At 44.2% G+C, this 16018-nt stretch carries 13 protein-coding genes; 1 reads left to right on the forward strand and 12 read right to left on the reverse strand.

Annotated elements, in window-relative coordinates:
• Positions 1–108: 108 nt before the first annotated feature.
• On the reverse strand, positions 109–2982 hold the full coding sequence (locus R4537_RS14665; RefSeq protein ID WP_071178564.1) for a beta-prism lectin domain-containing protein: 2874 nt from the start codon (positions 2980–2982) through the stop codon (positions 109–111).
• A 264-nt stretch (positions 2983–3246) separates the two neighbouring features.
• Here R4537_RS14665 and R4537_RS14670 point away from each other — a divergent pair, with 264 nt between their 5' ends.
• On the forward strand, positions 3247–4473 hold the full coding sequence (locus tag R4537_RS14670) for a glycosyl hydrolase family 28-related protein (RefSeq protein ID WP_071178565.1): 1227 nt from the start codon (positions 3247–3249) through the stop codon (positions 4471–4473).
• Positions 4474–4669: 196 nt separating this feature from the next.
• On the opposite strand, the gene R4537_RS14675 is transcribed toward R4537_RS14670, so the two are convergent.
• The 11 genes from R4537_RS14675 to vpsB form a co-directional block, all read right to left on the reverse strand.
• Positions 4670–5461, reverse strand: a complete 792-nt coding sequence (locus tag R4537_RS14675) for an RbmA family biofilm matrix protein (protein ID WP_071178566.1) — start codon at positions 5459–5461, stop codon at positions 4670–4672.
• Between the two features lie 220 nt (positions 5462–5681).
• On the reverse strand, positions 5682–6434 hold the full coding sequence (gene vpsK / locus R4537_RS14680; protein ID WP_071178567.1) for an exopolysaccharide biosynthesis glycosyltransferase VpsK: 753 nt from the start codon (positions 6432–6434) through the stop codon (positions 5682–5684).
• Positions 6424–7596, reverse strand: coding sequence for an exopolysaccharide biosynthesis protein VpsJ (gene vpsj, locus R4537_RS14685; RefSeq protein WP_071178568.1), 1173 nt, complete (start codon positions 7594–7596; stop codon positions 6424–6426). Before vpsj ends, vpsK begins: the two co-directional genes overlap by 11 nt.
• Positions 7593–8669 carry an exopolysaccharide biosynthesis glycosyltransferase VpsI gene (gene vpsI, locus R4537_RS14690; RefSeq protein ID WP_217631772.1) on the reverse strand — a complete coding sequence of 359 codons (1077 nt, stop codon included), beginning with the start codon at positions 8667–8669 and terminating at the stop codon, positions 7593–7595. Before vpsI ends, vpsj begins: the two co-directional genes overlap by 4 nt.
• On the reverse strand, positions 8666–10006 hold the full coding sequence (gene vpsH, locus R4537_RS14695) for an exopolysaccharide biosynthesis protein VpsH (protein ID WP_071178569.1): 1341 nt from the start codon (positions 10004–10006) through the stop codon (positions 8666–8668). The genes vpsI and vpsH overlap by 4 nt, the downstream gene beginning before the upstream one ends.
• The gene (vpsG, locus tag R4537_RS14700) at positions 10006–10437 is read right to left on the reverse strand and encodes an exopolysaccharide biosynthesis acetyltransferase VpsG (protein ID WP_071178570.1); all 432 of its coding nucleotides are present in this window, start codon (positions 10435–10437) and stop codon (positions 10006–10008) included. The genes vpsH and vpsG overlap by 1 nt, the downstream gene beginning before the upstream one ends.
• Positions 10438–10447: 10 nt before the next feature.
• Positions 10448–11668, reverse strand: coding sequence for an exopolysaccharide biosynthesis protein VpsF (vpsF, locus tag R4537_RS14705; protein ID WP_071178571.1), 1221 nt, complete (start codon positions 11666–11668; stop codon positions 10448–10450).
• The gene (vpsE, locus tag R4537_RS14710; protein ID WP_071178572.1) at positions 11665–13074 is read right to left on the reverse strand and encodes an exopolysaccharide biosynthesis flippase VpsE; all 1410 of its coding nucleotides are present in this window, start codon (positions 13072–13074) and stop codon (positions 11665–11667) included. Before vpsE ends, vpsF begins: the two co-directional genes overlap by 4 nt.
• Positions 13071–14219 carry an exopolysaccharide biosynthesis glycosyltransferase VpsD gene (gene vpsD, locus R4537_RS14715; RefSeq protein WP_071178573.1) on the reverse strand — a complete coding sequence of 383 codons (1149 nt, stop codon included), beginning with the start codon at positions 14217–14219 and terminating at the stop codon, positions 13071–13073. Before vpsD ends, vpsE begins: the two co-directional genes overlap by 4 nt.
• Entirely contained in the window at positions 14216–14770 is a 555-nt protein-coding gene (gene vpsC / locus R4537_RS14720) for an exopolysaccharide biosynthesis acetyltransferase VpsC (protein WP_071178574.1), read from the reverse strand. Before vpsC ends, vpsD begins: the two co-directional genes overlap by 4 nt.
• Complete coding sequence (gene vpsB / locus R4537_RS14725; RefSeq protein WP_000482528.1) at positions 14767–16008, reverse strand: UDP-N-acetyl-D-mannosamine dehydrogenase VpsB; 1242 nt, start codon at positions 16006–16008, stop codon at positions 14767–14769. Before vpsB ends, vpsC begins: the two co-directional genes overlap by 4 nt.
• Between the last annotated feature and the right edge of the window lie 10 nt (positions 16009–16018).

The following is a 16018-nucleotide window of genomic DNA, read 5'->3' on the forward strand; positions in this document are numbered from 1 at the left end:
GAAGATAAACAATCGCCACCGCTAAAAGCGGTGGTTTAGGGATGACAATAAAAAATACCCCGATAAATCGGGGTATTGCTCGGTAAGTAATTTCTTATCTAATCATGATTAGTAGATGAACTGGAAGCCTTCCACTAACCAACCACCGGTCCATACATTAATCTGTTTGATACGTTTACCTTGAGGCACTGTGTATGTTTCCACTTTCTTATTGCTCGCATAGTGGGTTGAACCAAATAACACATTAGAGCCATCCTTCATCGTGAACTTAATAGCCACTACGTGGTACCCACCCCAGTTATAAAGCCCCGAGGTGACTTCAACTGATTGCAATTGATCAAGTGCAATCGGTGCTCTTAACACACCACCGTTAGTGCCTTGCACCGGCCCGCCTATCAAGTTGTTGGCGGTAGTACCAATGGCATCGATCGCAAAACCTGAACGCAGATACATCTGGTTATCCGCCGTCACGACACGTTGCGCTTGCTGAGTATTTGAGTAACCGAAAATTGGAGACTCACCACCCACTGCAGCGCGTAATGTGCTTGAACGGTACGTATTATGGCTCAACCAACTTGGCTCAACAAAAGTCGGCAAAGTACCATCTTGATTGATGTTGGTGAGATGGAAAGCATGCTGGTTCCAAATACGAGTCGCATTCTTCCAAGGTTTCGCACTGTCCGCAGATTGGTAAACGTAAACCCCATGGTTAATCGAATATTGGCGATCGAAATCGTTCGCTACCACGATCAACTCTGCGTTGTTATCACCTTCCAGATCGACCACGATAGGATATTCCCAAAGTGTTGCCGTGGAGTGTGCTAGCGATGCACGTTCTTTGCCCGTTTTGCCATCTAATACACGCACGCGTGCATGATCTTGCACGAGCACTTCATCGATACCATCGTTATCAAAGTCATACGCAGAGACACCAATTTTTCCGCTACCAGCGTCGTCATTCGCCACAGACCAAACACGCTCGCCTTTGCTGTTATACATATCGACAGCGGCATAGCCTGCGTAAACAATCCCTTTTACATCCAGATCATTGGTACCATTTTGCGTAGCTAACTCAAATTGAACACCGTCCAACAGCCAACCCGCGGTCCAAGCTTTGATGCCTTTAATGCGGCTACCTGCTGGCACAGTAAAGCGCTCGGTCTGCTTGGAGTAAGCATAGTTTTTAGAGCCCATAGAAATCACGCTACCATTGCTCATTCTAAAATCGAGCGCTAATAGATGATAACCACCCCAATAGTATTTACCCCAAGTCAGGTCAATCGCCTTAATATCTTTGACGTTAACCGCGGCATTAAGATTGCCTCCCGTGCCACCGACTAACGTCGAAGCAGAAGCACCAATCGCATCAATCGCGAATCCTGAACGAACCGAGATCTTGCCATCGACGGCCAAAGCAATCGAAGCTGGATTGTTATTAGGCTGATAACCATAGACTTTTGAGAACTCACTCGTTTCAACGGCTTGAGCTTTACCTAAAAAGTTAGATACCGCCTGCACGCCACCACCTGGGTTTGCTGTGTTGTTGATTTCCCATTTAATGGTGCCATCGTGTTCTAGCACAGCAAAACGTGCATTATGCCCCGTTGCTGCAGAAGCAGGAACAGAAGCAACAATTTCAGGTTCAGGATCATTATCTAAATTAACTAATGAAGAGAACCAAACCGCATCGTTCGCTTGATACTGCCAATTGATCGCACCGTTATTTTGAAACAGAGTACCACCTGAAAAAACTTCTTGTTGCTGATCGCCATCGACATCGACGTTGATCGATGACGGCGCCCAAGGGTGATTAAAAACCAGTCCAGTGTGGTAATTATACACACCATCTGCAGCCAGAATTTCTACACTGCCATCATGGTCTAAATCCGCCAACGTGATATCACCAACAATCCGCCAGCCACTTTCTGTGGTTGGGATCTGTTTTTTAATGTTGCCTTGGTTATCCAAAATCGTAATGAATTGATCGCGATTATTGGTTGTCACAATCTCAACGATTCCGTCACCATCCAGATCGCCTACCGCAGGGGAATAACGCGCATCCGCGATCACACCACCATTCGCATAGCTCCACAGCTCAGAACCATCCACGCCACTTAAAGCACGCACTAAGCCGCCATTGGTGTATTTGTTTCCTTCAAATGTCACCACGATCAAATCTGCGACATCTTTTTCATCAATCTTGCCATCACCATTGTCATCGTTCAGTTGCGCGACAACAGGCGTAACCATCACTTGGTTAGAATTAGGTTGGAAAGCACTACCTTGCCAAGACCACTTAAGCTTCATATTAAGTGCCGAGCTGTCACCGTCATAAGGGACAACGCGCATTGAGCGTGGTTTAGAGAAATCAAGCGTTTCGCCATTGTAGGCTTTGGTTGCACGCATTTGCTCGTTCTGGGTGTTACCACCGAACACCGCAAGACGGTTGTATGAAAGGTTATCCCAATCACTCAGCATGACACCCAAACCTAGAGGTGCTTCAACATCAACCTCATGGCCATAAATGTACGCTGGTAGCGAGTAACCAGAGCGCTCACCCTCTTTTAAACAGAAACGTTCACCCGTTTGGCGACTCACAATACAAGCCTCAGGATAAGTTTCATAAGCCAGTACTCGCATTGAGCGTGGTTTAGAAAAATCTAAATAAGCACCGTTGTAGGCTTTAACATTCTTAAGATCTTCGTTGCCGGTATAACGATTGAACACCGCCAAACGGTTATAAGACAGGTTATCCCAATCACTTAGCATGACAGAGACACCACTCGGAGCCTGTACATCTACTGGATGAGCATAAATCCAGCTAGGGAGGGAGTAGCCCGAACGTTCTCCCACTTTTAAACAATATTTTTCGCCATTCAGGCGGCTGATAATACACCCTTCGGCTTCATTCGTTGTGGCTTGAGCCACTGTACTGCTTAACGATAAAAGACCGACAGCAAGTGCAATATGGTGAGACGTCATTTGTAAGACTCCCTTTACCTTGTGTTAATTTTATTCAAAGCCAGAGACAATATGCATCTGGTTGATTTGTTGTAATTATTATTCTAAAACCTAGGAACTGGTATCACGGATTGCCAATAACAACCTGACGGAATTATCAATACCTGAAAGCGCCATTTCAACACAGCACACCTATTTTTACGCCTCACTAATGAGACATCTCAAAGTTGAGAAATAAATCGACTACAATGAATCTCTTTCTCTTTTTCAAGAAGCATTTTCTAGGTGCTGTTATACTTTAATCAATTCGATAAAGGGGGCCGCATCTTGCGTTACATATTTATTTCACTTTTTCTCTTTAGCCCAGCTATTTTTTCAGAGGTCAATTCTCATAATGTCATAGAATATGGCGCCATCGCGAATGATGGAGAGGATGATTCGAGCGCATTTCAACATGCACTCAATCAATTAAACAATGGTGATGCCTTGATTATCCCTACAGGGGAATACCAAATTTGCAAAACGCTTTATTTAAAAGAAAAGAATAATATTGAAATTATTGGTTCTATAAACAGTAAATTAAAGAAATGTCGTTCATTTAATGGGGAATACTTACTCCATATCACCTACACACAAAATCTCAAGATACAAGGCCTCAGTTTTGAAGGGCTAAATAATGGTGACCTAAAACCTTTGTGGGGAGAACAAGGTGTCTACCTTGGCAGCACTAAAGGTACCTTAGTGGTTCAAAATCAATTCGCTCGCTTTGGTGACGCCGCATTGCGCATGACGACGGCAAGTCAGGACCACTCTATACCGCCAGGATCTATGGCAATCAAAGTGAGCCATAATCACTTCAAAGACTGCGCTCAAGTCACCACGACGCAAGCGACAACAGGAACAGAAATGCCAGGTACACAAGATATTATTATTGATAACAATCAATTTAATGCTTGTAAATTAAAATTATCTGCACGAGCAGATACTAGAGGTGCCAAGGTTATTAATAATAAATTTGAAAATATTAATGGTACCTCAAATGAGGTTAGTTATTATTCTGACGTTTATTACTCAGGAAACACATTTTCAAATATCAATGGGTTCGCTATCAATATTTACCCAAACTCTAAAACAGAACAAAATGTTCAGTGGGGAAACATCTCCATTATAGGTAATACTTTTGATGCAATCCAACAAGGTATACGTTTGCAAAGCTTCAGTACAAATGACTCTATTAATCAACCCATCAAGAACATTCAAATTAGCGATAATACATTCGAAAATATTTACTTTGGCAATGAAATAGAAGATAAGTATAAATCCATTATTAGAACAAATAGCCAAGATAATCTCGTTTCTTTCGAACATGTCAATATAACTGGCAATCAATATCAATTAACACCACATAGTAAATTCATTTCAATTGATCATAAAAGCAAGTTAATCAATATTAAAAACAATGACAGAATTTATAGTGACCATTATTATATCCAGCACTTTATTAAAGATTGATTATAGATAACAACTTGGATTGATAGGTAGAGAGGCAGAGAGTGAATGGAAGAAGAACAGGTCATCATTATGCTTAATGAGGAAAGAGATAACTCACACCATAAAATCACTCATCACATTATGCACTAGTTTTAAATAAGAAAATAAAAACCGCCATCGGCGGTTTTTATACATACGACTAAGTAACTAAGTAAAATTATTTTTTTACCACTGTCATTGACTGTTCTACTCGCTCACCAGAAACAACATCTACAACTTGAGCATTAATTGTGTATTCACCCGCTGGATAGCTTTTATCAAAATTAATTCCACGCACTTTAGAGAAAGTGTTTCCAGCGGTGATCATCCATTTTTCTCTTGAATGAACCGGAATAATCAGACCATCAGGACCTACCGCAGTCATCCAAAACTCAACTTTAGCTTCTCCCTCACGGCCATTATTTAAATCAATGGTGAATGGAACAAAACCGCCGGTACTTTCCACACTATTAATACCAAATTGATTTTTGATATCAATAGTCAAACCATTGAGTTCAGGTAGGCTATTTAAATCGACACCTTTCACAAATTCTTGGTTGGATTTAAATACTTCTCCATTTTCTGCAACGACTTGAAGAGAAACAGTATATTTACCATCAGCCATATACTCTGGAACCCAGAAGCCACGCGTAACATTCAACATACGACCATCAGTAAGAGCGCCAGACTCTTGTTGCGCTGTATCGACTCCAACTACCGCTTTGGCTGGGAAGTAGATACCTTCTGGACCTTTAATCGATACCCAGTACTTGAACTTCACTGTTTCGCAGCTTTCATTACGGATCCCTAGCTGACTAGAAATGTATCCACCGTTACTTGCCAACTGATTTTGATTCAATGAAAGGTTTGCCTCAATCACTGGCTGTAACTCACAATCCACTTCCGCATAAGAAGCAGCTGAAAATAACAACGCCAAGCATGATGCCAGAGAATAATAACGTTTGTTCATGATAGATCCTTTAAAGTTAGACAACCATTTGTTTTTACAACTGGCGCTAAGGCTAATTCATAACTATAGAAAATACATCCGCTTTTTATTAAAGGATCTACCTTTATCAAATCTAAGACAATTGCATTGGCTAAGCATTAATAATATTTAAAAAACTTGATTCAATGAATAAAATCCAGAATACAAAAAATAAACCAAAGTTTATCACCGCGTTAAAAGATTAATTCTTTGGTTTTATTTTTTCATTAAGTAATAACCAAGCATAGCGGCTATTAGTAATTAAATAACGCTTCCACATTCTTTCGGGTTCTTGTAACACACGATATAGCCATTCCAATCCGGCTTTTTGCATCCATAAGGGAGCCCGAGAAACATGACCGGCGACAACATCAAATGTCCCGCCAACCCCCATCACAAATAACACCCCTAACTGCTCTTGCCAGCGGTTGATAAAGTTCTCTTTTTTCGGGGATGTGATCGCCACAAACAGAAGTTTTGCACCTGACTGACGGATTTTTTCAACTATCGCTTGCTCATCATCCCAAAAATAACCGTGGTGATAACCAGCGATCACTAATTGTGGGTGCTTTGCCTGCATCACGGCTGCCGTTTTTTCAACAATCTCCGGCTTTGCACCGAGGTAGAATACGGGCATTTGTTCTTGTGCGGCCATTGCATTGAGCTCAAGAAATAAGTCAACGCCCGCCACTCGTTCGGGAACCTGGTGGCCTAAAAAGCGTGCACCCCAAACCACCCCCATACCATCGATATTGATAATGTCACACTCGGTCACGGACTGAGCCAATTCCGGATCCTTACGCATATTGACCAACTTAGCGACATTGACCACCACGTGCTGGGTAAACTCTTGGCACAAAATGCGTTCACGGATCAGCGCAACCGTTTCACTCATCGAAGCCACATCCATTGGGCTACCCAGAAAATTAATGCGTTTCAATCGGTTATTCCTCATTGGTAATTCTTAAATAAAAACGGAATGAAAAGTACATCCACGCCTGTGTCCAGCGCGCGTAGTGAATTCGGTTAACCCAACGTTTGTTACGTTGATAAACAAACTGATCCCGCTCAGGCATGTATAGCGTTTGAATAGCACGCTGAATGACGCGTTTAACCAAAACAATATCACTCTCCTCACCACCAACACTGAGTAAGGTAATAATGGCCTGTGATACCGAGTGCGGATCCAGTGGATAAGGATTGTTGTGGTAATACTTCGCCGTTCCATCGGCTTCAAATAGATGCTGCTTGTAAAAATGAAAACCGCGTGCAATCACCTCATCAAATTCGTTTGTCGCTAAAGTCGTTCGTATAAGGTGTAGCGCTTCTAAGTTGTAGCCCGTATGAAATCCGTCAATAAATCCATGATGATGACGAGTGCCATAGGCCCAGCTACCATCGGCAGCTTGAGCTTGAGCACTGTTACGCGCAATGCGTAATGCCAACTCGGTGTAATAAGGGCGAGACGTTTCGCGGCCAACCACCGCCAGCCAAGCAGCCGCCCACAAACTGGCGTTGTGTACAAATGCCGTTTCCCCGGGGATATACGCAAAAAACTCCCCGCCCTCATTTTGAGTCAATAAATGGCCAGCAATAAAATCACCACTGCGCAGCGCCAAGTCGACCCAGTCAGCTCGCCCCGTCAGTTGCCCCAATTGGTGTAATGCACGACTGACATAGACTGTCGTGATCACATTCGGCTTTCCCTTAGGAACAAAGAATGCACGCGCTTTCCAATCAAAATGATATCCCCAACAGGCACCATGCCAGATTTGCTCATCACAACGCTGAGTCACTAGCCACTGCGCAAGTTGCTCCGCTTCTGTGAGCAAAGCGGGATCTTTTGTTACTTGATACTCTTCGATTAATCCGAGAATAAACAGAGCCACGCCTTTAGGGTTTCGCGCTTTGGGCACACCTAGCCATGGGCGAAGATTAATTGGAGAGCGTTTGAACAACTGGATCCACGCTAAACCAAGAGTCGAATCTTTGCTTATCGGCAAGCGCTTGAACCAGCTTGAATTGAGACCATCAAAAGGGTCATATCCTGCGAATTGTTCTGTGCGAGCTTTATTCAATAAGCATTGGCTAATGTCAGCTACAGTCGTTGATTTCATGATTTTAAAAGCTCATCGTAAAGTGTTTGTAGACGCGGGATCACCGCTTGCAAAGAGAAGTTTTCAGCAAACTTTTGCTTCGCCGCTGTCGCAATACGTTGATTTTCGGCACGCTGTTCGATCAGATCTCCGAGTGCTTGCGCTAAAGCAACCACATCACCGGCCTCAATTAAACGGCCTTGCTCACCATCACTGATCGCATCAGGGATTCCGCCCGCTCGACTTGCGACGACGGGAATCCCTGCCGACATAGCTTCTATAACGCCCATAGGAAAACCTTCGTTATAACTGGGTAAGCAGTAAATATCAGTTTGGGTCAATAATTTGAGCTTAGCTTCGCCAGCTATCCAGCCTAAACAGTGAACGGACCCGTTCAAGCCAAGCTGCTCAGCCATCGCTTGATAGGTTTCAATCTCACCATCGCCAGCAAGATACAGCTGTGCTTCAGGGCAGCGCTGCTTAACCAATGCAAAGGCTTGAATCAAATCACCGACTCCTTTGCGCGTTCCCAAACGACCAAGGAAGGCAATACGGCCAGGTTGAGCAAGGTGGCGATCTAAAGCCAAACTGGGTACGGCGTTATACAGAACAGAAACGCCTTGTGTTCTACCTATGACCTCTTGTAGCCATACGAGCCATTGCGTTGAAAGAACCAGCACATGATCCGCCAGAGCAAAAGTGTGTCGAATATGCGTTTGCTGATCCATATTGCACTCATCTCGATAGAAATCACGAAACTCGGCACCATGTAGATGTAAAACAACCTTTCCTTTCAAAAACTTAACTAGACGCACAATCACAGACTTACGTCGATAGCTTCCCCTTGATGACATGTGAATATGCACTATGCCAACTCGGTAACGCATAAAGCAGTACAACAATTGACAGAGTGCCAGCATAAAGCGCAATGTCATTCGCCATTTCTGCCCGTGGTCCAAACTTGAGTGTGAGGCAATCAACTTGATGTGGTTTTCTTCTAGAAAACCACAATCCGCGTAGGTTGAGACCACTGTTGCCACACCACCTTGACCTTTGCGATCGGTGGCAACCATTAGATTAATCGCTTTTCTCACAATACATCCTTGATAGTACAAATCGCTTGGCGAATCTTACCGTTTGCAGTGCGTTCAAGTGCTGACACTATGTCTATCGTCACATTGAGCGAGCTTCCTAAGCGAGCTTGAGTATTGCTGATTAACTGTTTTTGCTGCTCTTGATTAAATTGCTCAGCATCAGCCACCACTTTCACCACAATCTGCCCTCGTTCACTCTGCACAAATTGGCATGCCATAATCCCAGCGATACCTTTGGGTATATGGTTAAGAATATGCACCTTTTGACCGTCTTCACCGACGAGATAATCACCAATCCTTCCCTCAATACGCTCAATCACAGGAAAGACTCGACCACAAGGGCAGGCCTCGTTTTCCGATAAATGCACATGATCACCGGTCTTATACCGGATCAAAGGGAAATACTGATTATTAAAGTTAGTGCCGACTAACTCGTAACGCCCGTCGCCTGCGGCTAACAATTCCACATGCGAATAGTCGGAGAGCAAATGGTAGCGACCATGCTCACACTGCCCTATCGCAGCCACTCGCTCAAATAGGCCATACCAGTCAAAAACTTTGCAACCAAAGCGTGTCTCAATCACCTGTCTATCTTCTGCTGATAACGATTCTGATGAAGTCATAATCGATTTAAGCTTCGCCGGATAATAACTTTGGTTGGCTTCTAAATAGCGGGCTAACGTAGCAATCGAAGAAGGGTATGCCTGAATCACTTCAACCCCAAAATCGACCATGGCTTGCAGGTAACTCGACATCGTTTGCGGTGTCAGATGGAAAGAGGAAAGCACTATCATCTGCTCAAACCAAGAGTAGCGCCAGAATGGTCCTTGCTTTTGGCTTAATGGCACCACCATATCGCCACGGATCCACGCTCGTTTATCCCCTTTACGATATCCCGCCCAAGCCAACTGTCTTTCGACAAAGGCTTGCTCACGAATAACCGAATGCCTATCTTGCAAAATAGTCAGAGGCGTACCCGTTGTGCCACTGGTCGCCCCTTTCACCACCACTGATGGTTTATTTTGTGAGATAAACTGTTTGTGCTCACGGCGTAATACGGATTTATCGAGATAAGGGAAAGCCTCAAGCTCAAGATTAGGCAGCTCTAAATCCTGATAAAACGGCACATGGTTACGAGCATTCGCCAAGGTTTTTTGTAGCTGCTTGTGTTGATAATCCGCTAAATGAGTACGTGAAAACTCGTTAGCTTGGATCTCTTGCAACACCGCGCGCATCTCACCATTTTCTCTGACCATTTTGCGTGACAGCGCCCGCACAGAAAGCATGACATTTTGCAGCCAGATTGGTGCTTTAACATAAAGTGAACTGGTAAACATCAGTAAAAGTCCTTGGGATTAATATTTGTTTTGATCACTTTGGCGGGCATTCCGACCACAACGCTGTAAGGCGGGACATCTTCAAGTACCACTGCATTCGCACCAATCACGGCTCCATCACCAACTCGAACATCACCCAGTACTTTTGCCCCAGTGGCGATATAGACATAATTACCGATCACTGGAACATGGTGTGAACGAGAACGGCCACCAATAGTCACATTACTCCCAATCACACACTCTTTACCGATTACACAGCGCTTATGAATTACAACCGCAATCCCTCCATAGCCAAAGACAGTCCCTTTGCCAATTTCAGACTGACTATAGACGGCACAATTATGAACCAAACGAATCAAACCATTACAGACCTGAGGTAATAGCGGTATGCGGTGCTTGTGGAAGAAATGGCCAACACGGTACAACCACATTTCTTATCTCCTAATGACTATTGCTCGCCAACGAACGATCAGATGAACGATAACGACAGACTAAAGCGACAACGAATAACACGAGTGCGGGGGTCTTCACCGTTAGCGCATTGTTAGTCAGTGATATCAACATAAAACTAAGTAAAGCAACTTGAGCAGGAAATTCTTGTCGGCAAATCAAGCGCACTGGAACAGTGTAAGTTGCCAGCAATAAACCGATACAGCCCAGTAAGCCAAAATTCAAAACCCAGCCAATCAAATAGTTTTCCACGACATTGATCCCGATATAAAAGGCGATATCACTCAGTAATCCATGAGAGGCTCCGAATACCCACTCCGAGGGTGAAAGCTGTTCAAGCAGAATAAAAACATCGAATCTCGCTTCGGCACTCTTGTCGATATATAACTTAGACAGTATTCGCTCGCCTATAGGACTTAACACTAGGGTCAATATGACGGCAATTACAGAGAAATAAACCAAGGCCTGCAGATAAGCGAATTTCAACTTGTGGTAACGAACGCCTTGGCCTAAGAAGTCACGTAATTTGGGCAACAGCATCAGGAAATTCCCCAATAGGAAGATCCCCAACGCAGCTCGCCCTCCAAAAGAAAACAGGGCTAACACGATAACAGAGACATACAAAGCCACCGGAATTCGTGTATAACGCATCACAATCGGCGTTAATGACGCCGTAATGAGCGCATTATTCAGTGGATGCGCCAAAAATGCGGTCGAACGGAAAGTTGAAAAACTTCCAATCTCTACCGCCACAATACTCTGCGCCAATATAAGCTCAATAATAGCAATACAAGCATTAAGAAATAGAAGATAGCCGAGTAGAGCAAGTAATCGACTTTTAGCTCTATCGGATAACCCGTATACAATAGGAACCAAAACCAAAGGGATAAAAATCGTATCAATAAGATAAGCGAGTCCCGACGTACCGAATCGCATAAAGCCGTATAAAATAACGGCCAGCATCGATACCATGGCCAGCCACCATGCCTTTTTAAGCTCATTCAAAGGATTAATAAGATTGAAAAGTCCTACCCGTAATATCAACAGGGCAAAAATCCCCATAGTCAAATAGGAATAGACATGAATTTTGAGTATGGGGCTTCCGCCTTCTGAAACGTACTGAACACCCATATTTTCGAGTAAAAAAGCCCCCAACAGAAACGCACTGAGGATAATCAGAATCATCCATCGATTGAGATTACGTTCGCTCAATTAGGCCTCCAGATTGAGAATAAACGCTGACGTGCATTAAAAGCATTCAAGCACCACAAACAGATACCATAAAACAACAATGAGGTAGTGACATAAAAGGCTAGAGCGAATAACGAATGGATCGCCAATGGCCACTGTTTCACTAGGTATAAGTAGCCACCCATCAGCAGTGCCGAAATGATCACTTTGATACCATCCATGCCGATAGCATAACGATACCCCGATCGCCATGAGCTAATAAAAGAGAGTATTGCGACTAAGCCACTCACTATAAGTAAGGTAATAGCCGCGCCGAACATGCCAAATTGATTGAGCATCAAAGGTAGTAGGAAAATGCTCGCGATTAAGCCCGAGAGAGAAACCCATAGCAGCTTGCGAGTCTGTAATAGAAACTGTAAACCGTGATCAAGGTAATGACCTTTAAAATTAATCAGATAAACAGCGATCGCTAACACCCAGAATAGTTCGCTAGAACGACTCAGATATTGCTCACCCAAAAAGAGCCTAATGATCTCATCTTGTAATATGCCAAGACCAAGTAAAGCAGGAAAAGTAAGGGTAACCAGTAAATGCAGATAGGTTTTATGCTGACTCACAAGAGCGATTTTATCTTCCGCATGTTTGGCTAAGTTAGGGTAGAGAGGCATAGAAATCACCATAAAAACGAGCCCCAAAACCCCCATCAATAAGTTAGCTTGCGCAGCATAAACACCAGTTTCATTCATCCCAACAAAATGAGCGATAAATAAACGATCGATTCGTCCACCCAGTACACCAATTCCCCCAGCCAACATGATCGGAATACCATAAGCAAGCAAACGCTTTAACATTGCAATATGCCATTTAGGCCGCTGAGGTAAACCCAGACACAAAGCCCCAATGCCAAAGCTCAAGGTTAAAGCAAATAACGCAGACTCAATAGTCGCCGCCCAAGAGAGCGAAAGGATGGAGAGCACTACCGCTGAAATTGATTGCAATACTGTCGCTTGACGATAAACGCTCAATCGCTCATTTAAGCGACTTAGCTCTAACTGGTATTGAAATATCGATTTAACCGACAATAAAGCACTCAGTATCAATAATCGTTCCCAATTCAATTGCTGATAAATAAATAAAGTCGCGGCAATAACAATAAAGCCAAGCAAAGATCCAATGATGACCAGCAGTGAAATGGTTTGAACGAGTTGGACTTGCTCCCGATCTGAATACCCAGGGTAAAGACGTAACATCGACGTGTTGAGCCACTGAGCACTAAAAGCACGCACGAGTTCGAGCACCACCATCGCTACCGCCAACACACCATAATTTTCTGGGGAGAGAAAGCGAGTTTGTACAGCGATCAGAGCAAAGACACTCAGAGCGGAAAAGACCTGAACAGGAGCATATTTGAGTAGACTAGCAATCAACTCAGTACCTCTCGATATAGATTCTGGTAATGTTCAATCACATTTTCTACTGCGAATTGATCGCGCAAATAGGTTTGGATTGCTTGGGTATCCGTTATTTTTATCTGACTGATTCGCTCAGCAATCATCGCTTCCTGCCCTTCTTGCATAAAAACCACCCCTAACTGGTCAAACGTTGCTTGCCGCTCACCTAAAATTCCGACAGGAGTACTAATTAATGGCAAGCCCGCCGCCATCATTTCCAATGGCGCTAAGCCGAACGTTTCTTGTTGTGACGTAAATATTCCAATATTCGCTTGTTGGTACTGTTGTACAATTTCACGCTGATTAAGTTTGCCAAGAAAAATGACCTCTTGTTCAAGCTCATACTCTTTGATCAATTGCTGCAATTGCGCGTAATAAGCAGAATCCATATTGGGTCCGATAATACGTAAGGTAGCTGCTTGCCCTCGCTGTTTTAGCTCACGCAGTAATACAATGGCTCGATCAATACGCTTGCGTCGAGTAATCAATGCACAAGTGACTAAATTGACTTCATTCTGGGGCAGATTCTGGTTCGCAGAGTTGGCAGAGAAATAGTCAGGATCGACTGGATTGCCAATCACTTGAATTGGCTTATTCGTCTCCAGAGATAACGCTTGACGCAACTCTTCGCCAACACAAGTATAAAAATCGACGGAAAAATTACTTACCCATGGAATGATTTGTTCATAAACAAAATCATTGAGTTTTGAAACTGGCTTACGCCCAATCTTGCGATAAGAATGCAAGGTCAACACATTACGAGTTTTCTGCCCAAGTCCCATCATCCAACTGTTGAGATGAGAGTGAACCAAATCTGGCTGATAGTCTTTTAGTTGCTCTTGGATGCGGAGCCAATTGGATAATAAGCTAGGCAAAGGCAGCCCAAATCGCTTTTCCCGCAACGGACAAATCACCACTTCCAGATGTTTTGACAACTGGATAATCTCACCTGAATAAGAGTGATTGTTGAGTGGATCAAACGCTAACACTCGGTAATGGTATGGACGCTCTTGCTGAGCGAGTTGACGTACCAACATTTGGCATACTGAATCCACACCACCAAGATTTTTCTCCCCCCAATTGAGCGTAGAGAGTGGCATGATAAGCAATATTTTACTCATGACTTGCTTTCCAATTGCGCGGGGTGGCGAATATAGGTTTGATGGCTTGGTATTGTTAGTACGCGTCCGGGATTACCCACGACTACTGAGTTTGGGGGAACATCACGAATGACGACGCTCCCCGCACCAATGATAGAACCATCACCAATCGTGACATCTTCAACGAGAGAGACATGCGGGCCAATATATACATAGTCACCTATCGTTGCGGCTTGTCCTTGATTTGAGCCAATCACAGTAAAGGGACTCAAATTACAATTGGCGCCAATCTTAGCGGTACTATTAACAATTACCCCAGTGGCATGCCCGAGGTATAACCCCGGGCCGACTTGAGTCTCTTTTGGGAGCTGGATCTGATAACGCACTGACAGCATGCGATGCATAAGACGAGCAACAGTGCGGATCAACACATTCTTGCTACGACATAACCGAAACCAGAACATGTAGGCAAAACCCGCATTGATTAGTAGGTGCTTTACGACTAACCCAATACTTACTTGCCCAGTATGCCGATAAAGATCAGCTTTAATCAGCTCCCAAGGTGAACTCATGCCACCACTCCGCGAGTATCAATCACCACTTTCTTAGCAAACTCAGTTTTATCCGCCGCTTTGAATTCTTTGTGATCGACCAGCACGACAACGATATTGGCAAGCTCAAGCGCGCGCTCTAGAGAAACCAACTCGATACCTTGCTTCGCAAGTTTGCTTGGTAATTGAGTAATATTAGGTTCAACCGCAAGCAGCTGTCCCACTTTGCTCTCAGCCAGATGTTTAGTGATATCCAACGCTGGACTTTCACGCAGATCATCAATATCCGCTTTAAACGCTAAGCCTAAGCAAGCAATGATTGGCTTTTTGAATTGGTCAGCCGCTTGTTTAACTTGATCCACAACCCAATGAGGTTTGCCATCATTGACTTCACGTGCAGTACGGATCAATTGCGCTTCATCTGGACAACTATTAACGATAAACCACGGATCAACCGCAATACAGTGACCACCAACACCTGGGCCTGGGTTAAGAATGCTCACACGAGGATGACGGTTGGCTAAGCGGATCAACTCCCATACATTGATTTTCAGCTTGTCGCACACCAAAGAGAGCTCATTGGCAAAGGCAATGTTGACATCACGGAATGAGTTTTCGGTCAATTTAGCCATTTCCGCCGTACGCGCATTGGTGACAATGCACTCACCTTTTACAAAGGTTTTGTACAGGGCAACCGCCTTTTCGCTACAAGCCTTACTCACGCCACCAATCACGCGGTCATTACTCACAAGCTCTTGTAGGACATAACCCGGCAACACACGCTCTGGGCAGTACGCAATCTTCACATCCGCAGCGATGCCTTTTTGCTGAGGAAACGTCAGATCCGGACGCGCTTCTGCAAGCCATTGCGCCAATTTTTCGGTTGTGCCTACTGGGGAAGTACTCTCGAGAACCACCAAGTTCCCTTTAGCAAGAACGGGAGCGATGGTTTTTGCCGCCGCTTCAATGTAGCTAAGATCAGGTTCGTGGTTATCCCCTTTAAAAGGTGTAGGAACGGCCACCAAAAACGCATCGGCAGGCTCTGCGGTTAATGTCGCTTTGAGCTTTCCCGTCATGACAGCACTGCGTACCACGATATCAAGATCCGGCTCCACAATGTGAATTTCGCCTTTGTTAATGGTGTCCACTGCATGGGCGTTGACATCAACACCGACCACATCTAAACCACGAGAGGCCAAAACGGCTGCTGTTGGCAGACCAATATAACCTAGGCCAATCACTGAAACTTTATTAAACATCTGTCATCCC

The organism is Vibrio paracholerae, assembly GCF_037672085.1.
In the GTDB taxonomy this organism is placed as follows: Bacteria; Pseudomonadota; Gammaproteobacteria; order Enterobacterales; family Vibrionaceae; genus Vibrio; species Vibrio cholerae.